Source organism: Methanobrevibacter sp. (assembly GCF_015062935.1).
Lineage (GTDB): Archaea > Methanobacteriota > Methanobacteria > Methanobacteriales > Methanobacteriaceae > Methanocatella.
Genome location: NZ_SUTM01000003.1, coordinates 21400 through 42281, shown reverse-complemented (window position 1 = coordinate 42281; position 20882 = coordinate 21400). Strand labels below are relative to the sequence as shown.

The following is a 20882-nucleotide window of genomic DNA, read 5'->3' as shown; positions in this document are numbered from 1 at the left end:
TTTTATATATGGGTAATTATAAATGAGATATTATTCAATTAAATGTGATTTTAATCGTTGTTTTAAAAAAGAGTAGATGTTTTTTCATTTTTTTTAGATATGAATGAAAATGGTATATATATTGGACTGGAGGAATGAGATTTATGGGTGAGTATATTCGAGGTGTGGTTGTTAAGCTTCATGTAACTCCCGAACAAGAAGTCATGTTTAAACAAAACTATGGTTGTACTCGTAAAACCCATAATGAACTTTTAAATAAATATAAAGCCAAATATGGTGATTGTAATAAAATTCCAACTAAAAATGAGTTAAATCAATTTTTAAACGAATCTAAAAAAGAGTTACCATACCTGAAGGAAACAGAGTCCACCAGTCTTCAACAGGCACGTGATGATTTGCATAAAGCGTTTAAAAACAGTTTTAAAAGCAAAAGGCATAATCCTCCAAAATTTCACTCTAAAAAGAAAACACGACCTAGCTTCAGACAAACTATCCGAAAAGACAAAAGACCAGTAGAAAAAAACACACTAACTTTAAGAAAACATGGTGAAGTGACCTTCAGCACAAGCGTAGAATACTTGGATTTATTAAACAGTCCAGACACCAAATTCAACAACATCACTGTATATTATGATGGATTGAACCACTATGCATCATTCAACATCAAAACACAACCACCAGAACAACTACCATTAACCGAAGAGCACATTGGATGTGATATCAATTCCAACAAAAATGGATGGCTAGTCACAAGCGAAGGACAAAAAGAATTCTTTGATGTTGACCATGACAACCAAATGATCAAACACATCAACAGATTAATATCCAAATGCAGAAACATGAGCAGGCGATGGAAAAAACTACAAAAAAGACTACAAAAATGGTACAACAAAAGAACAAACCAATTAAATGACTACATTGAAAAATTAACCTACAATCTAGTCAAAAAATATGATACAATAGTCTTTGAAGAAAACTACTCTACTATCAAGATTTTAATTGGAGGGGAGGAAAACATGATATTTCCTCTATCGCGATTCATAAAAAGATTAAAAGACAAATTCCAACTCTACAAACCCGGAGCAGACGGTGTACAATTCGTAAAACCACACAACACAAGCAGAACATGCCACCACTGCGGACACATAAACAAAGAGTTAAAAGTCAAAAAACGCAACTGGAAATGTCCAAAATGCGGAAAAATACTTGATAGGGACACAAACGCAGCAATTAATATTCTAAACCGCTGGTTCAACGGGGATGGCCTGATAAAATACTTAAATTAACCTTATTAAGTGAAAATAATTCAGGAATCCCCATCCTCTATAGGATGGGGTGGTTCAATTGGCTATGTGTAAAAAGGAAGCTATAAAACACATATTAAAGCCAATTGTCATCTAAATTGTCAGTTTATCAAATTGGAAAATTTCGGATGAATCCAACTAGGCTTCCTATTTGACATCATAGATTGTTAGCAATCAAACAAGTTAAAAGCCAACAATATGTAGTAACTTGCCATGAAAAAATAAGAGATAGCAAGCACTAAATTTTCAACTGCCATATTACATTTTCTCCATTTTTAATGGGAGTGTTTTCATTATAATGCTCTTTCCAATTCATAAAAACACCTATGTTTTTTTTTTTAAAAATTATATCAGTGTTTTAGAAATAACTGTTTTTACTTAAAAATATATATACGTTATTTATTTTTAAAATCAATATTGCAACTATCGTATAATATTATTTTTTAGATGAATATTGCTTTAAACTTTAAATGGGCTATGGTAACTTTTATATATCTTGATGTTCATAATATCAGATAACATCTAATTAGGTGTTAGACTGCATATTGCAGACCTATGTTTTTAGTATTTGAATGAGGATGTGTCAAAATTTGTTAATCAAATTTATCCTTATTCATTTTAAACTGTTTTTTTGAGAGTATTTATGATGTAACTAAATATCTTAATGGATTATTATGCAAAAATTGAATAAAAATTTAAATGCTGAAGAGTTTAAGGAGTACTATTTTCTAAAAGAGGAGCTAAAAGATTTTTGCAGGTCCGAGGGTTTGAAGATTAGCGGATCTAAGCAAGATTTGGAAAATAGGATAATTCATTATTTGAAAACTGGTGAAAAGTTAAAAGAACCTGTGGTTAGGCAAGTTTCAAATAAATCTCATTCAACAATCGCATTGGATTCAAAATTAGGTGAAAATTTCAAATGCAGCCAAGACAAGAGGGAATTTTTTGAAAATGAAATAGGTAAAACCTTCAAGTTCAATGTCAAATTTCAAAAATGGCTGAAAGCGAATCCTGATAAAACCTATCGTGATGCAATTGATGCTTACTTTGAAATTCAAAATTCTAAGGAAAAAACAAAGATTGATAAACAATTTCAATACAATCAATATATACGGGACTTCTTTGAGGAAAATGATGACAAGTCTCTCGAAGAGGCAATAAAATGCTGGAAATATAAAAAATCTCTTAAAGGTCATAACAGATATGAAAGCAGTGATTTGGGGATACTATGAAAAAAGTTAAGATTACAGTCATGAGAAAAGTCAGGCATGATGACTTGATTGACAAATATGAAAATCCATTGGAACATGAGTGCGATATTGAGGAAGGACAGGTTTTCATTGCAAACGGCTGGCAAAAACCGGAAGGATTCTGTGACAGTGCGTGGGAAAGTTTATCAGCTTTTGTAATGGGTTTGGCCAATGGTGCAGAAGATTTCTATGGCGGATGGATGAAAAATAAAAAATCTGCAATGATATCATGCAATGACGGATTCAGACCAGTCAGTTTCCTGCTTGAAACAATGGAAGAGGATGCAGATTAATATCGTCGGATACTATGAATAAAGGGATAGCTAAAAGCATTGATTTTTTTAAAAAAGAAATTGTCTTTTCCATATCATTAATTTTAGCTATTATATCTTGTTTTTTTGTAAAACCCAGTTTTGATTACTTGAATTATATTAACTGGGATACAATAATTTTGCTTTTTATAATAATGCTGATTGTTGAGATTTTAAAAAATTTAGCTATTTTTGAGATTCTCGTTAGAAAATTACTGACAAGGATTGCAAACACCCGAAGCCTGGTACTGTTACTGGTTTTCACATGTTTTTTCAGTTCAATTTTCATTACCAATGATGTTTCATTAATTATATTTGTTCCATTTTCCATTCTTGCATTAAAAAAAGTGGACAGAATGGATTTGACAATATTGACAGTATCTCTGCAGACTATTGCCGCCAATGTTGGCTGTATGGTTCTTCCTATAGGGGCTCCACATAATATTGTCATGTATACGGTCTCCAATGTTTCATTTGAGTCATTTTTCCTACTGCTTTTGCCGTATATTGTTGTTTCAGTAATATTTTTAGTCATAGTGTCATTTTTTGTTCCAAAGGATAATATTGATTTACCTGTAATGGGTGAAGTTGAAGTTTCATATAATAATTTCTTTAAAAGGGTTTTCAGCGGTATCGATTACTTTCTGCTTTTGACTTTTATAGCGCTTTTTGTATTGATTGGAAACCTGGAAAATATTCCGTTATTCACATCTATATTTAAAAGATTTATCATAGGTAATGAAGTCATTTGGGGTGTTGTTTCTTCTCAAATAATCTCTAATGTTCCTGCAGCAATGCTGCTTAGTGGTTTCAGTACAAATTACGAAGCCATTATTGTTGGAATTAATATAGGTGGTTTTGGAACTCTTATAGCTTCTATGGCAAATCTTATTTCTTATAAGATTCTTGTTCGTGAATGCGATGAATTTAAAATCAGATATTTGATTATTTTCACAGTTTTGAATGTGGTGCTGTTGGTTATTCTGTTGGGAGTTTACTTTTTGACCCTTTAAAAAAAGAAATAAAAAAGATTAATATCTTCTTATTCTGATTCTTGCCATTTGGTAGGCATCGTATGCAGCAAATAATGCAAATAATAAATCGAATATTCTAACAATCCAATGCTGGAATATTACTGTTGCAATAATGACTATTAATATAGCTATTACAAAAAATATTATGCCTCTTTTCAATCTTCCGGCAAGGACTTGGCCCAGACCTGGTATAAAAAATGACAAAATTGCTGCAATAAATGGATTAATCATAATATTTTTTTTATTCGATTAATTATTTAAATATTTTTTCTGATTTTAATGCGCCGGATACATATTGGAAAATTATTTTTAATACAAATCAGATATTTTAATTCATGTATGGTGTTGAAATGTATGATGATTTTTCAAATGTTATCTCAAGCGAGAATGAGGTTTCACCACAGTCTATTCTGGATATTTTAAAGAAATACTCTGCCACTATTTCAGTATTTGATTTAATGGCCGTCAATGCCGAGATGATTGAAGAATCCAAATACGTTCAGGATAGTTATAAACAGAAAAGTCATGGAGTTTATGCCAAATATTTTTTAGGCCGTATAAAGGATGTTCACAGCGACAACAATCATTATGACAAACCTGTAGATAAGGAAGAGTTCATCGATGCGGTAGCTACTTTAAAATCATATCATGATGCGGAATCTATGACTTCAAAAACTAAATTTCCATTAATCTATGGAATCATCTCATTATACACCACTTTCATATTGGAAGAACCGATTCACCCTGTGGGAACTCCATTTCCAGGATCTTTGTATGTTGAGGAACACGACGGGAAATTTTACTGCCCTGTAAAGGATGCCAATCTTGAATCTCCAAATGCAGTATGCAAAATGTGCATTGCAGAGCAATTGGAATTTTAATTTTACATTAACGGCCGATATTTGGGTTTTATGACTTGTTTTAATTTAATGATATATATCCTACTTTTAATTTTAGTTTAATTTTTCAAAGGGTTAATGTTAATGTGAAATTCCTTTTAAATTTAATAGGTATTTATTTTCAGCATCGATTTAATCAATCGAATTTTCCATTTTAAGTATACTTATATCATATGAAAATTATAGTTAGTAATATTGGGGGAGTAACATGGCTAATGAAAATGTTGAGCTGATGAGAGGGGAACCTGAAATTGCTGTTAGAAAACTCGCAATTCCCATAATGATATCAATGCTTTTAACCGCATCATATAATATCGTTGACGGAATATGGATTGCAGGGCTAGGTCAGGCAGCTATTGCGGGAATCGGTTTTGTAACACCGATATTCATGATTTTGAACGGTTTTAGTGTTGGACTTGGTAACGGTGCGACAAGCAGTATAAGTCGTGCAGTCGGTGCAAGAAATCATGAACGGGCAAGCAAATCAGCATCTCATTCTCTTTTAATATTTTTAGTAGCTTCAATAGTGCTGACATTGATTCTTTTGTTTATTCAAGAGCCTCTTCTTAGAGGATATGGTGCAAGTGGCCAATCATTAGTTGAAGCGATTAAATATGGAACTCCTTTATTTTTAGGACTGTTCGCATTCATGTTTGCCAACGGAGGAAGCGGTATTCTCCGTGGTGAAGGCGATATGAAAAGAGCAATGTATGCAATAATCGTTTCTGTTATTTTGAATGTTGTACTGGATCCTATTTTCATCTATGTCCTAAATTTGGGCTCAGCCGGAGCATCTCTTGCAACAATAGTGAGCTCTTTAGGTTCAGCAATCGTAATAATGTACTGGATTTTAATTAAAAAAGATACCTATGTGGATGTTAATCTAAAAGGTTTCAAATTTGAATCAGAAATAGCAAAAGATATACTGAAAGTCGGTATTCCCGCATCACTGGACATGTTCATGATGTCTCTTGCAATGAGTTTCTATTTGATGTTTATTTCATCTGTTGGTGGTGAATATGGTATTGCAGCATTCACTTCAGGTCAAAGATTGTATTTGTTCGGAATAATGCCTTTGACAGCTGTTGCCAGTGCAGTTGCAGCTGTTAGTGGAAGCGCTTTCGGCGCTAACAATTGGGAATTTTTAGAAAGAACTCATACTTACGGAACAAAATTCGCAACTGTTATTGCAGTAGGAATCATGCTTATTTTAGTAATTTTTGCACCTCAGTTATCCTTGATATTTGCTTACACTCCTGAAACTGCTTCTTTGATTCCTGAAATAACAAACTTTTTAAGGGTAGCCTGCTTTGGGTTGCTTTTGGTAGGTATTGGAATGCCTTCAAGCTTTTTATATCAGGGTATCGGCCGTGGAACAACCGCCCTTGCATGGACTATAATAAGGGAATTAATATTCACAGTAAGTTTCACTTACCTATTTGGAATGGTCTTCAATTGGGGTTTGATGGGTATCTGGATAGGTCTTGCAGTAGGTAGGATTTTAGCATCCATTTTGAATTTCACATATGCCAGATATACTTTAAGAAAATTAAAAACAACAATGAATTAGTTTTTCTATTCGTCCCACAAATCAGCCACTTTATTTGCAATAAATACGCAACAGTCAACGCATGGGGATTTGTCTTCACCATTTTTACTTATTTTGTCACAGCGTACTGTTCCATATTCTTCCTTAAAAACATTGAAAATCTTTTTAGCATTTTCTTTGATTTTGGAGGGGTCGTCATTCACCAAACCGTTGGCTATTAATGCTCCTGTCACTGCACCACAGGTTCCTTCATCAAAGGTTCCACCCATTCCTCCTGCAAATCCGCAAGCTATCTTGCACATTTCAGCTTGACTCATCGGGTATTGTGCAGTTTCACAAAGTCCCATTAATGTAGATTCAGAACAGCTTTTGAAAGCCCTGTATTCGCGAATTTTTTCCTCTAATATTTGTTTGTCAAGTTTCATACTACAATCTCCTTAAATAAATTATATAAATTAATAATTTAAAATATTTATTTATTTAATTTTAGTGAGTTGATAAAAATTATACATCCAAGACCAAGTCCGATTGCTGCTACTCTTTACACATTAAGAGATATGAATGTTGATGTTATTGTTATGCATGGACCTACTGGCTGCTGCTTTAGAACAGCTAGGCTTTTAGAAAGCGATGGAGTTCGTGTTGTAACTACAGGAATGTCTGAAAATGATTTTATTTTAGGAGCTGGTGAAAAACTGGTTGAAACTTTAACTGAAGCTTATGAACAGTTTAAACCTAAATTGATGGGAATTGCAGGTACCTGTGCCAGTATGATTATTGGTGAGGATTTAAAGGATGCAATTGAAACTGCAGATTTGCCATGTACTGTTATTCCTGTTGAGTCCCATGGGGGGTCTGGTGAAGGTGATAACACTGTAGGGGCAATCATGGCATTAGATGCTGCAGTGGAAGCCGGTGTAATTCCACGTGAAGAATCTGACAGGCAAATTGAAATGCTTGAAAAGGCAACAGAAGTTGAAAAAACCCGTGGAATGGCACAGGGAAAATATATCAAACCTAATTTTGGAGATTCAAAAGAAGCTATTGCAAAAACTGTTGTTAAAGCATTAAGAGACAATAAGAAAGTAGCTTTTGTTCTCAATGTTAAAAAAGAGACATCATATTTATTTGCGGACATTATTAATTTTGACTATGGAAAAATCAATCCGGACAACAAACCTCTCTTTGTTGCTAATCTGGATGAAAACATTGGTTTGCCGAGAATAAGGCAGCATGCAGTCAACATTAATGACCAATTGGATATTGAGCCCGATTTCATCACAGGAGGTCTTGATGAATATCCTATAACTGGAGATAATGCTGCAGATTACCTGAAAGATAAAGATTTAGATTTAATTGTCGTGTTCGGTGTTCCTCATGCATTCCCAATTGAAGATTTTGATGTAGAATCAGTTGCAGTAACTGATGGGCCACGTTTGGTTGAACCTTTAAGGGATTTGGGATACACTCATGTTGTTGCAGAGCTTGATGCCCACTCAAAAACATTGGGTACGGATGAAATCGTATTTTCAGATTTTGGTGGAATGATTAGATCAGCTATTGGATGGTTAGAAGATGATAACAATAATTGATTATAAAAGCGGAAATTTAAAAAGTATTTCCAACGGATTTAAAAAGATAGGTGCGGACTATCAGATAACTGATGATAAGGAAGTTATTGCTGAGAGTGATTATTTGGTTCTCCCTGGTGTTGGAGCATTTGGAAGTGCAATGGAAAACCTGAAACCTTTTGAGGATGTCATTAACGAACACGTTCAGGATGACAAGCCGTTTTTAGGAATATGTCTTGGTCAGCAGGTTTTGATGAGCTCTAGTGAAGAGTCAAAAGGTGTTGACGGGCTGAATTTATTTAAAGGTACAGTGGAAATACTTCCAAAAGGAGTTAAAATACCTCATATGGGATGGAATAAATTAAATGTCGTTAATGATTCGCCGATTTTAGAAGGCATCGACGGTGAATTTTTCTATTTTGTTCATTCGTATCATGTTATTCCTGAGGATGAAAGCATTATAGCTGGAGTTTGTGAATATGGTGGGGATATAGTCGCATCTCTATGTCAAAACAACTTATTTTCAACACAGTTTCACCCGGAAAAAAGTGGAAAAGCAGGATTAAAAATATTGAAAAACTTTACTAATTTGGAGATTTGATTATGGATATCGAAGGCTTTGTAAGGGCTAGAATTGATGATTATGATTATGAAGATTTGGCAGAAATTTTAGCAGTCAGAATACGTGAATACAAAAAAATATCAGAGGAAAACTCTATAGAAATGGCAAAAGCAGTAATTGACGAAGTCTCAACAACTTTAAAATTACAAGAAAGTGATGATGAATTTTTAAAGGAGATAGCCAGTGTAAATAAAGCTGATGTGCTTATGGGTGAAATGGGCGTAGGTTCAAGAGGCGCGGGAGATTTTTTCGTCCACAGAAAAATAGCGGAAATAGTTTCATCAACTAACACAGCTTCCTTGGTCAATCCCTCAGAACAGGATGACGGAGGCGTAGTAAAAGCGCCGGTGAATAATGATGAAGTTTATATTACAACTGCAGTTGATGGTATACACTCAAGATTAAGTGAATATCCATTTTTAGGCGGTTTTCATGTAACAAGGGCAACTTTAAGGGATGTTTGTGTAATGGGAGCAGACCCTGTAGCTATTTTAAGTGATGTCCATCTTGCCGATGATGGTGATGTTGCTAAAATATTTGACTTTACAGCAGGTGTTGCAGCAGTATCCGAGCTTGTAGATGTTCCTATTGTTGCGGGAAGTACCTTGCGTGTTGGTGGAGACATGGTTTTAGGTGACAGGTTCGTATCAGCTGTCGGAAGTGTTGGTGTATCCGCATATCCTCCAACAGCAAGAAAAGGCGCAACAGAAGGAGATGTCATTCTATTGACAGAAGGTTCCGGTGGAGGAACAATTACAACAACCGCTCTTTATAACGGATTTTTCGATGTTGTATGGGATACAATGAACGTTAACTTTGTCCAGGCATCACATGCATTATTTGAAGCAGACCTTGTAAAAGACATCCATGCAATGACAGATGTTACAAATGGAGGTCTTAGAGGTGACGCTCATGAAATATCAAATACAACCGGTGTGGGTCTTGAATTTTATGAAAAGGAAATCAGGCAAATGGTTGCTCCAAACGTATTAAACATGCTTGAGGCTTTAAACATAGATCCGTTAGGTGTTTCAACCGATTCATTAATGCTGATTGCACCACAGGAAATTGTAGGCGACATTAAAAAGGCAGTATCCAAATATGATGTAGCCATTTCTGAAATCGGTGAAGTCAACAACTCAGGTGAACCGATTTTAATTAAGGAAGATGCAACCGAAGAAAAACTGGTTCCATTATTTAGGGAAGCTGCATACACCAAAATTAAAAAATTAGTCGGTGAAACAACACCTGAAGACTTTGAGCAAATGAAGCAAAAAGTTCAAGATGCTTCAGATGCAGCTATTGCCAAAAAAGAAAAGGTTATTAAACATATCCTTGGTGAAAATTAAATTGGGAGAAAATTATATTTCTCTTAATCATTTTTTTTTGAAATTTTTAATCTGCACAAAAGCACACTTTCACACTTCCAAATTTTTTATTTGTTTTTATTTCTAAGTTTAACCTATGTTAGACCAAAAAGGAAGTTTTTATTTAATAGAATCAATTCTTGCTGTTTTTATTCTTTTAATAGCAGTACTTGTCATTAACACTGTAATTTCAATTCCAAGTCCGGATTACTCATATGATGTCCATGACTTCAAATCAGCTCAGGACACTATGGAAGTATTGTCCAGAAAAATTAATTTCACTGACCAGTCATTTTTAGGCGAAATTTCGACCGTTTTAAAGGATAATAAAAATTCTAAAAAATCAGTCAGAGAAGTTTCAGACATTTGCAAAATTAAATTAGACAGTTATAAACTGACGAACTATAAGTTCTGTGAAAATAATAAATTAAAAGGAAAAGTATTGGCTTCTTCAGGCAATTTTAATAATGTTCATGAGGTTTCTGTGGCTTCAAGGTCTTATGGTGAGTATTCTTATACCTTGTATGTATGGTAATTATTAAATACTATAAAATTCTTATAGTTATATGTTATCTTATTTTGTTTAGCCCTGATGGTGTAGTTTGGATAACACATGGGACTGCGGATCCCATTCCCCGGGTTCAAATCCCGGTCAGGGCATTATTATTTTCCGTGATTATTATGTTAAATGCTAATACTTATGTAACTAGCCAAAAAGGTATTGGTGGAACAATCAGAAACCAATATGAAGATTTTTATGTTGAAGAAATTCCTGAGGTCATCCCTGATGGTGAAGGGCCTAACGTTTATGTTTGGATTGAAAAATTAGGAAGAACCACATTGGATGTTGTCCTGGACATTGCCCGTGATTTGCACATATCCAGAAAAAGGATGGGCTTTGCCGGAATGAAGGATAAAAAAGCTATCACCAGACAATGGATTTGCATAGCTAACATGGACTCAGAAGACCAGCTCAGACAGGTTGAGAATTTGGATATTTATAAAACTGATTTTTTAAAGGTTGTTCGTGGACGTAAAAAACTTAGGATGGGCCAGCTTAAGGGAAATAAATTTAAAATATTAATCAAGGATTTGGACGATATTCAGGAAAGCGCTGAAATTGCAAATGAAGTCTTAAAACAGTTGGAAACTACTGGAGTTCCTAACTATTTCGGTTGGCAAAGGTTTGGCAAACCAAGAACAATCACACATCTGGTTGGTGAAGCATTAGTTGAAAATGACCTTGAAAAGGCTGTCAGCATCTATATCGGAAACCCTCAGGATGATGAGGGAGATGATAATCAAATGGCTAGAAAAGCTTTTGATGAAGGCAATTTCGAAGAATCTCTAAATCTTATGGGTAAAGGAATGCGTTATGAAAAAATGATGCTTAAAGAATTAATTCGAGATTCCAAAAAAGGAGAGCTAACAGACAAATCATATATGAATGCATTGCATGCGCTTCCAAAACCGTTGCAGAGAATGTTTGTTCACGCTTATCAATCATATTTATTTAATGAAGCTGTAAGTAATAGGGTCGAAATGGGTATTGATAAATATATCGAAGGAGATATCGTTATTGATACCGAAGAACATATTGTTCGCGATAAGACTCCTGAAGAGTTTCAGGATTTAATTACTAACTTTAAAGCTAATCCGACTTGCCCTTTATTCGGTACAAAAGTTCCGTTTGCAGGTGGGGAAGTTGGTGAAATGGAAGAAAATATATTGAAAAAATATAATCACACAAAAGAAGATTTTGAAGTTCCAAAAATGCCACGTTTGGGAAGTCATGGACTTAGGCGCCAAATGCGTTTTCAGGTATGGGATTCAAAAGCAACTCCAACTGATGAAGGAGTTTTATGTGAATTTTCAATAGATAAAGGCTCATATGCAACTGCAGTTTTAAGGGAAATCATGAAAAAAGATGTAATATAGGTGAAAATATGGTAATATGTCCAGATTGTGGAACTGAGGTTCCAGACGCTAAATTTTGTAAAAATTGTGGAGCCAGTCTTCCTCAAACAAATGAAGATGTTAATGTTGAAGAAAGGGTTCCTGTTGTAATAGAAAACAATGAAGAAGATGCAAGTCAAAAAGGCTCACAGAATGCTTCTAAATTTTGCCATAATTGTGGCTTTGAACTTAACGGTGAATTTAAATTCTGTCCTAATTGTGGATATGATATAGAAAATAAAACAGGCGGCAATGTTAATTCCAAGTCATATAATGTGGTAACTTCTTCTCATGAAAAAAGCATAATTGTTTCCATCATTTTAAGTGTTATCCTGCCTGGTGTGGGTCATTTTTATTTAGGATTAAGCCGTAAAGGAGCTATATTTTTAATTGCTTATTTTGTGTCAGCAATTTTAATTTTATTGCTCGTAGGTTTATTGTTGACTACTGTAATTTGGATTTGGGCATTAGTGGACGTAATTCAATCTACCAATGCACTTAACCGTGGAGAAGGTGTTGAAGATAAATTATTATAAAAAGGGATTTTATGATTGGTTGTAGAAGTATAGCAAAAGGTAAAGGAAAAGGGGAATTGATTGTTTCATCCGAACCCATCAGTTTCTTGGGTGGAGTTAATCCTGAAAATGGTGAGATAATTGACCCTAACCATGAATTAAAAGGAAAAATTATAAAAGATAAAGTTTTATTCATCCCTGGTGGAAAAGGTTCCACAGTCGGGTCTTATGTAATTTTTCAAATGATGAAAAATAATACTGCTCCCAAAGCTATAATCTGCATTAGTGCAGAGCCTATTATAGCCACAGGTGCAATAATGTCCGATATTCCGATGGTGGACTCACCGGCTGAAACTAAGGATTTAACAACAGGTACTTTAGTTGAAGTTGACGGGGATAGCGGAACAATAACATTATTATAGTGATAATATGCAAACTCTGATTGAAAATGTGAATATTTTAAATCCATCTGAAGAAATTCAAACCTCCATGTCAGTATTGATTGAGGATAATTTAATTAAAGAGATTTCCAGATCCGTTAATACCAAAGCTAATGTCAATGTCATTGATGGTGAAGATAACTATTTGCTTCCGGGATTTATTGACTGTCACACCCATATTTTTGCAAAAGGATTTCATAAACAAGAGAATATGGCAAATCCTTTAGGTATTCATTTTTATAATGCGGTACCTCATTCATTACAAACATTAAATGCTGGTGTCACTTCAATTAGAGATTGCGGATCTGCTGACTTGAGCTTTAAATTAGCGCAGCAAAGAAAACTGTTCCCTGCACCTAAGGTATATCTGTCAATTACCCCACTGGTCATGACTGGAGGTCATTTCGATTTGCTTCTTCCTTCAGGGTTTGACATGGAAATAATTTATCCGGGATTTCCAAAGGGAAGATGCGACGGTGTAGAGGAAGTTTTAAAAAAGACTCGTGAAGTAAAAAGAGCGGGTGCTGATTTTATTAAGGTAATGTGTAGCGGGGGAGTTTTAACAACCAATACTTCACCGGAATTTGCACAATTCAACAAAAAAGAATTAAAAACAATTGTATGTGAAGCTAAAGCTAATGACATGAAGGTTTCAGCCCATTGTCATAGTTTAAAGGGTATGAATAACTGCATTGATGCGGGATTTTCTTCAATAGAACATGGAACATTCATTGATAGGAAAACTTCCAAAAGAATGGTTGAAAATAATGTTTCCCTGGTTCCGACACTTCTTGTTCATCAGTTTTTATATAAAAACGGTTTTCCATCATGGGATAGTTATGCAAGTGAAAAAACTGCAAAGCTTAAAGAAATAGTTAAAGTTCACAAAGAAAACATTTCCGTAGCTTATGATGAAGGCGTGAATATTTTAATGGGAACTGACAGCGGCGTTATTCCTCATGGACATAATTTGGAAGAACTGGGCCATTTAATTGATGTCGGCATGTCTGAAGATGAGGCAATATCCAGCGGAACTGTTAAGGCTGCAGAATTCTTAGATCAGGATAACCTGGGTCTGGTTAAAGAAAATTATGTTGCAGATTTGATTTTGGTCAATTCAAATCCTTTGGATGATATTTCCATTTTAAGTGTTAATGATAATATTTTAAAGGTTATGCAGGACGGAGTTATAGTAAAATGAAATTAATGATTTATGGTGAAAAATGTATCGGATGCGGACAGTGCAAGTCAGTTTGTATTAGGGACAATATTGAAATAGATGAAGTTGCTTATGAAACAGGTAGCAACTGTTTTGAATGCGGCCACTGTATGGCAATTTGTCCTTCAGGAGCAATTACTCTTAAGATATTTAAAGGCCATGAAGACAGAATTGTCGATTATAATTCCAAGGAATCTTCATTGGAGTATAGGGATTTACTCGAATTTTTGAAAAGAAGACGCTCAATACGTTGGTTTAAAAAGAAAAAAATAGGCAAAGATGTATTCAACAAACTGTTTGAAGGGGCCTATTATTCTCCGTCTGCTCAAAATGAGCAGGATGTGGAATTTGTAGTTTTGGACAAAAAACTGAATGATTTTATGAAACATGTTTATGATATCATTAAAGTTGAAGAGGAAGAATTTTTCAGAATAAAACAATTGGGAGAATATTTAAAGGATAGCTCCTCAAGAAAGTATCATCCTCTTTTATGGCAGGGTCATCAGCTAATTTTAACATTTTCAACAGATAAGACAAGTGCAGTAATCGCCAACACCCGTATGGAATTGCTTGCATATTCCTTAGGCCTTGGAGGATTTTATTCATTATTTATTTTGAAAGCAGATGAGATTGATCATGATAGACTGATGGAATTTTTCCCTCAAATTGATAAAGATAAGCACATGTATTCCGCTTTCATAATTGGATATCCTAAAAAGACTTATAAAAGAACAGTTCCTCACAAGGATATCAATGTAAAATATATGTAAGGGAAACATGGTTGTTTCTCTATTTTTTTTCTTTTTTTACAAATTTTAAGTTATTTTAGTATTACCTAAACTTTTATAATAGTTAAATGCAATATTATGTTTTATAAGATTAGAACGGTTGTGATAATATGGTAAAACATAAACATATGGATTTGCCAATTGAAGGAATGCACTGCGCTTCATGTGTTTTAAGCGTTAATAAGACATTCGGAAAAATTGAAGGAGTAGAAGAGGTTGATGCAGACCTTTCCGCAAATAAACTGCATATTACAGTTGATACTAAAAAGATTTCATATGAGGAAATGGAACGTTTAGTTAAAAACTTGGGTTTTGAACTTCACAGTGATGAAATGACTTTGAGAATCCAGGGAATGCACTGCGCTTCATGTACAATGAATGTTGAAAACTTTTTGATTAGATTGGATGGCATATATGATGTTAAGGCTGATTTAACATCCCAGTCAGCTAAAATAAGGTATGATTCATCAAAAGTGACTTTGGATGAGATTGAAGAGGTAATAACTTCCTTGGGCTTTGAACTTTTAGGGGTTGAAGGTCAAACGGAAATTGATGAAGAAGCAATTTATCAAAAGGATTTGGCTGAAAAACGTAACAGGATTATAGTGGGTTTAATCTTTTCAGCCATATTGATGATTTTAATGTTCAGCGGATGGGATCCTCTGATGGGGCTTACCCATAGTCTCCATGAATCTACTGGAATTCACATATCCTCAATGGGATTGTTGTCATTAATTGTAAGTATTGCTCCATTTTTATATGTTTCACTGCCTATTTTAAAAGCAGGAATCAACGGATTAATGCATAAAAATTTGAATATGGATGTAATGTATTCCATGGGTATTCTGGTTGCATATGTTTCAAGTATTTTCGGAACATTCGGCATAGTTCTGGACCATACGTTCATGTTTTATGATTCCGCTGTAATGCTTCCTTCCTTTTTAATGATTGGTAGATATCTTGAAGCAAGAGCCAAAAAAAGAACATCAGATTCTATTCGTGAACTGATAGGCCTTCAGCCGACTGTTGCAACAGCAATCGAGGTTGATGAAAATGGTGAGGTAATTTCTCAAAAAGAGGTATCCATAGCAGATATTGTTCTTGATGATTTGCTTTTGGTAAAGCCCGGTGAAAAAATTCCGGTTGATGGAGATGTTGTCGGCGGTGAATCCTATGTGGATGAATCAATGATAAACGGTGAGCCGATACCTAAAGTAAAAAAAGATGGTGAAGAAGTCTTTGCCGGAACCATTAACCAGGACGGTGTACTTCAGATTAGAGCTAAAAAAATCGGAAAAGAAACAGTTCTGTCAAATATCATTCGTTTGGTTGAAAAAGCACAGTCTTCAAGACCTCCCGTTCAGAAATTTGCAAATACTATCGTATCATATTTCATTCCAGTCATTTTAACAATAGCAATTATTGTATTTTTAATATGGTATGTTGTATTGGGAGCTCCGTTATTGTTCTCCTTAACATGTTTGATTTCAATTCTGGTTGTGGCATGTCCTTGTGCATTGGGTCTGGCTACTCCTACCGCAGTTACTGTGGGTGTTGGAAGAGCCGCAGAATTCGGTATTCTAATTAAAAATGGGGACACTCTGGAAAATGCAGGTCAAATCGATGTAGCTGCCTTTGACAAAACCGGAACAATAACTGAAGGAAAACCTGAAGTTGATGATATTATTCCATATGGCATTTCAGATGAGGAATTGATTAGGCTTGCCGCAAGTGTGGAACAAAATTCAAATCACCCTATTGCAAAAGCCATTGTAAACAAATCCAAGGAGTTGAATCTGGATTTGGATCAAACATCCGAGTTTGAAAATGTAACCGGAAAAGGCCTTAAAGCGAAATTAAATGATAGTGATGTTTTTGCCGGAAACCTCTCATTAATGCAGGCAAATGAAATTGACGTTTCAGATGAGCTGGTGGAAAAATATCATGAACTCGAAAATCTATCAAAAACAATTATCTTTTTGGCTCAGGATAAAACAGTCAAGGGTATTCTAAGTTTATCCGATAAAATCAAATCTAATTCCAAAAGAACAATCGACGAGCTGCATAAGATGGGTGTTGAAACTTATATGTTGACAGGAGATAATGAATCCACTGCACTCAATGTAGCCGGAGAAGTTGGAATTGATAATGTCCGTGCAGGAGTTTTACCTGAAAACAAACTCGATATTGTTAAAGAAACTCAGGCAAACCATACTAAAAAGGTTTTATTTGTCGGTGATGGAATAAACGATGCACCAGCCCTAACACAGGCAGATATTGGTGTTGCAATGGGAAACGGAACTGATATTGCTATGGAAAGCGGTGATATTGTTGTAATGGAAGGAGATTTAGAGAATGTTGTTGCCGCAGTGCAATTCTCTAAAAAGGTAATGAGAAGAATCAAGGAGAATATCTTCTGGGCATTCGCTTATAACTCAATACTGATTCCGGTTGCGGCAGGAGTTTTATATCCGTCATTTGGAATAACATTCGAACCGGCATTGGCAGGTTTGGCTATGGCAATGAGTTCTGTAACAGTCATATCTCTTTCATTAATGCTTAAGAGATATGTTCCTGAAATAAAAAGAGAAAGTAAGAATTAATTGTTTATAAATCAATTAATTCTAATTTTAATTTTTCAAGTTTCGGTGCAATGAAATTATAAAATATTGCTGTTAATGCACCAAATACGAATCCTATAACAAAGGACAAGACAATATTTAATATTGCATTAACTGCCTGTCCTCCACTAACTATCATCACAATTGCAGAAATAATACTTAATATACCATTAATTATTGCAAAAACAATTGCAAATTTTAGATAATCAATTGATTCAATAACGGTCATATTGTTTTCTTGAGACAATTCCACTTCAACACATCTTCCTCTGCCTGCGAGAATATTATAAATGTAACATCCAAGTAAAACGAATACAAAAGTCATGATGAATGTACCGAATATGATCATTGCAATTGTCGCTGGCTGACTTATTAACAGCATAAACTGATAAAGGCCGTAGGCTAATACTTGCTGGCCTGAATACATTAATGTTTGCACTGCTGCATTTATCATTAAAGGCATTATTACTACGCTAGCTAAGTAAAGCAGGATAACCATTACTGTTTCAATCATAGCTATTGCGATTGCAGTTTCGGTTGTTGTAACTTTAATTATTTTGTTCCCGTCAAATGCAAGTTTAATCGGATTAATCTTTTTTGCTAAGGTATTGTAAAGGAAGCCTTGGCAAAATGAATTGTAAATGGTGTACATTAAAGTACCTACTATGACTGTTGAAATAATGTATATTGATGCTCCGATTGCACTTGGGGTTGTAACACCCATCATGATTACAATCAATATGGATGATATTATTGAAAACAACACTCCAATTGCTGTGGTAACAATAGTGAATGAAGATAAATCAACAGATTTTAGTTCTTTTACACTAACCATATTTTCACCTAGAACCAGTCTTTGGATTTTTCAAGCAATTCATCGATGATTATTGAAATAGATCCGACGTAAGTGTGTGGGTCCATTATTTTTTCAACATCTTCTTCAGTCAGGTATTTTTGCACTTCTTCATCTTCCAGAATCAATTCTCCTAACAATAGTTTTTCTTTGTTAGCTTTTATTGCATTTTTTCTAACAATTCCATAAGCGGTTTGTTTACCCATTCCTGCACGGGTAAGTTCTGCCATTAATCTTTCGGCCATGATTAATCCGTTTGTTAGGTTTAGGTTTCTTTCGATGTTTTCATCGTAGAAGACTAAATTATTCATTAATTTAATGGTTAAATTGAGAATGTAATCAGTTAAAATACAGCTTTCAGGGAACATAATCCTTTCACAGGATGAATTAGTCAGGTCTCTTTCATGCCAAAGAGGATTGTTGTCTAAAGCTGCATTAACATAAGATTTAACGATTCTTGCGACTCCGCAGATTCTTTCAGCAGTGATTGGATTCATTTTATGTGGCATTGTGCTGCTGCCCACTTGTTTTTCAGGATCGAAGTATTCTCCAACTTCCATAAGTTCTGTTCTTTGGAGGCTTCTGATTTCTAAAGCAATTTTATCTAAAGTACTAGCAATATTAGCCAATACGCTAATGAATTCTACATGGTTGTCCCTTTGAACAACTTGGTTTGTAATGGTTGCAGCAGGCAATCCTAATATTTCTGCTACAGTTTTATGTATTTCCCATCCTTGTTCGCCTAATGCTGCGGTGGTTCCGACAGCACCATCCATCATACCAATGCAAACATTGGATCTTGCATTTTCTAATCTTACGTATTGCCTGTGGAGTTCATCTGCCCAAATACCAAATTTCATTCCGTATGTTGTTGGCAGTGCATGCTGTCCATGTGTACGGCCAATACATACTTTCATTTTATTTTCTTCGGTTAATTTAAGCATTATTTTAGTTAATCTTTCTAATTTTTCTTCTAAAACGTCAATTGAGTCACGAATGAGTAATGAATTTGAACTGTCTACAATATCATTAGATGTAGCTCCAAAGTGAACGTATTCTCCTGCTCCATTTTCACATACTTCTGTAATGGATTTGGATAAAGCCGCAATGTCGTGATTGGTTTCAGCTTCAATTTCTTTCATTCTTTCTAATTTTACAAAATTTGTATTAGCTTTTGCTGCGATTTCATCAGCTACTTCCTGTGGAATAATTCCTAATTTTCCTTCTGCTTGAGCTAATGCAGATTCTACATCTAACATTCTTTGCAATTTGTTTTCTTCTTCCCAGATACTTTTCATTTCGGGAGTTCCATATCTAAATTCAATAGGATGAATAGCCATTTTTATCAACTCATAAATTATATTATATTATTTATTCATTCTTTATATTAAATTTTTAATGATTTTTCAAAACATTTATATATTCTATTTTTAAGAATTAAATATACATTATGACCGTTCGGTTATGTCATAGGTGAGTATATGGAAACAAAAATACGCCAGTTACGCCAGAATAAAGGCATAACTCAACAAGAGTTGGCTGATTCTGTTGGTGTAACTCGTCAAACAATAAATGCTTTAGAAAATGCTCGTTATAATCCTTCCTTATTATTGGCCTATAAAATTACAAAAGTTTTGGGTAAAAATTCTATTGAAGAAGTTTTCATGTTCGATGAAGATGATTGAATGAGATTTGAATTTGTTAAAAAAATTTGCTAGTTAATGATGTTAATATATATGCTGTTTCATTTTTAATTTAGCCCAAATTTTTTTAAATTATTTTTATTTTTTTTTGATATTATGTCTTTATTTAATGATAATCTTAAAAATATTGGAATTAAAAGCATTGCAGTGCTGATAATTGCTTCTTTTTTAGTTTTATTTCTGCTCAACCGTTTTGGTTTTCCTTTTAATCAATCATGGATTAGTGTAGTTATTATTATTTATTTTATATTTAAATTATGGAATTATCGTGATAGCTTTATCGATGATTTAAAAAATATGTTTTCAAAAATTAATCTGAAATACATTGTTTTAATTGTTTTTTTAAATATTTTCTTTTCATATGGGATGCTGTACTTTTCAAATTTTATTGTAACCAGTTTTCCTTCTTTAGATTTTCTGATAAGTTTTTCACTGCCTTCAAGATCTGTAATGGGATATCTGCCTTTTGTCGGGGGATTTCTTTCAACAGTAATTTTATCCTCAATTTCTGAAGAACTAGTCTTTCGGGGCGTTTTAATTTCAAGATTGCGCTTAATTGTTCCAACAGTATTTGCAATAATTATATCTTCACTGCTGTTTGGAGCCCTGCACAGTTTCGGAAGCATATTTTCAGCATTTGTTTTTGCAGTTTGCATGGCGATTCTATATCTTAAAACAGATAATATTTGTGTTCCAATTTTCGCTCATTTTTTAAATAACCTGATTGCTGAAACAATCAGATTGGTTGACGTAAATGAAGTGTTGTTTACTAACGGCAATGTAATTTTTGCAGTTTCAGCATTTGCAGTTATCTCAGCAATAATTTTGTTTGTTTCAATTTTTAAGGAATTGAAAATGTTAAATAATAAAAGATTATAGA

General features: G+C 34.1%; 22 protein-coding genes and 1 tRNA gene. 19 read left to right on the top strand and 4 right to left on the bottom strand.

The window, feature by feature from the left end; all coding sequences use genetic code 11:
• Positions 1 to 134: 134 nt before the first annotated feature.
• The 4 genes from E7Z81_RS01940 to E7Z81_RS01925 all read left to right on the top strand — a co-directional run bounded on the left by E7Z81_RS01940 (position 135) and on the right by E7Z81_RS01925 (position 3878).
• The gene (locus E7Z81_RS01940) at positions 135 to 1286 is read left to right on the top strand and encodes a transposase (RefSeq protein ID WP_292743406.1); all 1152 of its coding nucleotides are present in this window, start codon (positions 135 to 137) and stop codon (positions 1284 to 1286) included.
• 692 nt (positions 1287 to 1978) lie between these two features.
• Positions 1979 to 2536, top strand: a complete 558-nt coding sequence (locus tag E7Z81_RS01935; protein WP_292743403.1) for a DUF6434 domain-containing protein — start codon at positions 1979 to 1981, stop codon at positions 2534 to 2536.
• Positions 2533 to 2847 carry a TIGR04076 family protein gene (locus E7Z81_RS01930; protein WP_292743400.1) on the top strand — a complete coding sequence of 105 codons (315 nt, stop codon included), beginning with the start codon at positions 2533 to 2535 and terminating at the stop codon, positions 2845 to 2847. The genes E7Z81_RS01935 and E7Z81_RS01930 overlap by 4 nt, the downstream gene beginning before the upstream one ends.
• Before the next feature lie 14 nt (positions 2848 to 2861).
• On the top strand, positions 2862 to 3878 hold the full coding sequence (locus E7Z81_RS01925) for an SLC13 family permease (RefSeq protein WP_292743397.1): 1017 nt from the start codon (positions 2862 to 2864) through the stop codon (positions 3876 to 3878).
• 18 nt (positions 3879 to 3896) lie between these two features.
• Here E7Z81_RS01925 and E7Z81_RS01920 read toward each other — a convergent pair whose 3' ends face one another.
• Positions 3897 to 4130, bottom strand: a complete 234-nt coding sequence (locus tag E7Z81_RS01920) for a hypothetical protein (RefSeq protein WP_292743394.1) — start codon at positions 4128 to 4130, stop codon at positions 3897 to 3899.
• A gap of 119 nt (positions 4131 to 4249) precedes the next feature.
• Here E7Z81_RS01920 and E7Z81_RS01915 point away from each other — a divergent pair, with 119 nt between their 5' ends.
• On the top strand, positions 4250 to 4780 hold the full coding sequence (locus E7Z81_RS01915; protein ID WP_292743392.1) for a DUF2115 domain-containing protein: 531 nt from the start codon (positions 4250 to 4252) through the stop codon (positions 4778 to 4780).
• A gap of 226 nt (positions 4781 to 5006) precedes the next feature.
• Entirely contained in the window at positions 5007 to 6368 is a 1362-nt protein-coding gene (locus E7Z81_RS01910; protein ID WP_292743389.1) for an MATE family efflux transporter, read from the top strand.
• A 5-nt stretch (positions 6369 to 6373) separates the two neighbouring features.
• Here E7Z81_RS01910 and E7Z81_RS01905 read toward each other — a convergent pair whose 3' ends face one another.
• Positions 6374 to 6772 carry a C-GCAxxG-C-C family protein gene (locus E7Z81_RS01905; protein WP_292743386.1) on the bottom strand — a complete coding sequence of 133 codons (399 nt, stop codon included), beginning with the start codon at positions 6770 to 6772 and terminating at the stop codon, positions 6374 to 6376.
• 81 nt (positions 6773 to 6853) lie between these two features.
• Between E7Z81_RS01905 and cfbD the strand changes: the two genes are divergently transcribed.
• From cfbD to E7Z81_RS01850, 11 genes are all read left to right on the top strand, one after another.
• Positions 6854 to 7939: a Ni-sirohydrochlorin a,c-diamide reductive cyclase catalytic subunit gene (gene cfbD, locus E7Z81_RS01900; RefSeq protein WP_292743730.1), complete on the top strand. Its 1086-nt coding sequence runs from the start codon at positions 6854 to 6856 to the stop codon at positions 7937 to 7939.
• Entirely contained in the window at positions 7923 to 8519 is a 597-nt protein-coding gene (gene hisH / locus E7Z81_RS01895; RefSeq protein ID WP_292743383.1) for an imidazole glycerol phosphate synthase subunit HisH, read from the top strand. Before cfbD ends, hisH begins: the two co-directional genes overlap by 17 nt.
• 2 nt (positions 8520 to 8521) lie before the next feature.
• Positions 8522 to 9889 carry an AIR synthase-related protein gene (locus tag E7Z81_RS01890; RefSeq protein WP_292743380.1) on the top strand — a complete coding sequence of 456 codons (1368 nt, stop codon included), beginning with the start codon at positions 8522 to 8524 and terminating at the stop codon, positions 9887 to 9889.
• Positions 9890 to 10004: 115 nt separating this feature from the next.
• Positions 10005 to 10442, top strand: coding sequence for a hypothetical protein (locus E7Z81_RS01885; protein WP_292743378.1), 438 nt, complete (start codon positions 10005 to 10007; stop codon positions 10440 to 10442).
• Positions 10443 to 10493: 51 nt separating this feature from the next.
• Positions 10494 to 10567 (top strand) — tRNA-Arg (locus tag E7Z81_RS01880).
• A gap of 21 nt (positions 10568 to 10588) precedes the next feature.
• The gene (truD, locus tag E7Z81_RS01875) at positions 10589 to 11845 is read left to right on the top strand and encodes a tRNA pseudouridine(13) synthase TruD (protein ID WP_292743375.1); all 1257 of its coding nucleotides are present in this window, start codon (positions 10589 to 10591) and stop codon (positions 11843 to 11845) included.
• Positions 11846 to 11853: 8 nt separating this feature from the next.
• Positions 11854 to 12399 (top strand): zinc ribbon domain-containing protein, encoded by a 546-nt coding sequence (locus tag E7Z81_RS01870; RefSeq protein ID WP_292743372.1) that lies wholly within the window; start codon positions 11854 to 11856, stop codon positions 12397 to 12399.
• Positions 12400 to 12410: 11 nt separating this feature from the next.
• Positions 12411 to 12800, top strand: coding sequence for a DUF126 domain-containing protein (locus tag E7Z81_RS01865; protein ID WP_292743370.1), 390 nt, complete (start codon positions 12411 to 12413; stop codon positions 12798 to 12800).
• Between the two features lie 7 nt (positions 12801 to 12807).
• Positions 12808 to 14019 carry an amidohydrolase family protein gene (locus tag E7Z81_RS01860; protein WP_292743368.1) on the top strand — a complete coding sequence of 404 codons (1212 nt, stop codon included), beginning with the start codon at positions 12808 to 12810 and terminating at the stop codon, positions 14017 to 14019.
• Positions 14016 to 14807 (top strand): nitroreductase family protein, encoded by a 792-nt coding sequence (locus E7Z81_RS01855; RefSeq protein ID WP_292743366.1) that lies wholly within the window; start codon positions 14016 to 14018, stop codon positions 14805 to 14807. Before E7Z81_RS01860 ends, E7Z81_RS01855 begins: the two co-directional genes overlap by 4 nt.
• Positions 14808 to 14935: 128 nt before the next feature.
• Positions 14936 to 17428, top strand: coding sequence for a heavy metal translocating P-type ATPase (locus tag E7Z81_RS01850; RefSeq protein ID WP_292743365.1), 2493 nt, complete (start codon positions 14936 to 14938; stop codon positions 17426 to 17428).
• A gap of 4 nt (positions 17429 to 17432) precedes the next feature.
• Here E7Z81_RS01850 and E7Z81_RS01845 read toward each other — a convergent pair whose 3' ends face one another.
• Together E7Z81_RS01845 and purB are read right to left on the bottom strand one after the other, a co-directional pair.
• On the bottom strand, positions 17433 to 18281 hold the full coding sequence (locus E7Z81_RS01845) for a hypothetical protein (protein ID WP_292743363.1): 849 nt from the start codon (positions 18279 to 18281) through the stop codon (positions 17433 to 17435).
• Between the two features lie 8 nt (positions 18282 to 18289).
• Complete coding sequence (gene purB / locus E7Z81_RS01840) at positions 18290 to 19639, bottom strand: adenylosuccinate lyase (RefSeq protein ID WP_292743361.1); 1350 nt, start codon at positions 19637 to 19639, stop codon at positions 18290 to 18292.
• A gap of 141 nt (positions 19640 to 19780) precedes the next feature.
• On the opposite strand from purB, the gene E7Z81_RS01835 reads away from it, so the two are divergent.
• Both E7Z81_RS01835 and E7Z81_RS12060 read left to right on the top strand, forming a co-directional pair.
• Complete coding sequence (locus E7Z81_RS01835) at positions 19781 to 19984, top strand: helix-turn-helix transcriptional regulator (protein WP_292743359.1); 204 nt, start codon at positions 19781 to 19783, stop codon at positions 19982 to 19984.
• A 114-nt stretch (positions 19985 to 20098) separates the two neighbouring features.
• Complete coding sequence (locus tag E7Z81_RS12060; RefSeq protein ID WP_367262996.1) at positions 20099 to 20881, top strand: lysostaphin resistance A-like protein; 783 nt, start codon at positions 20099 to 20101, stop codon at positions 20879 to 20881.
• Position 20882 lies beyond the last annotated feature (1 nt).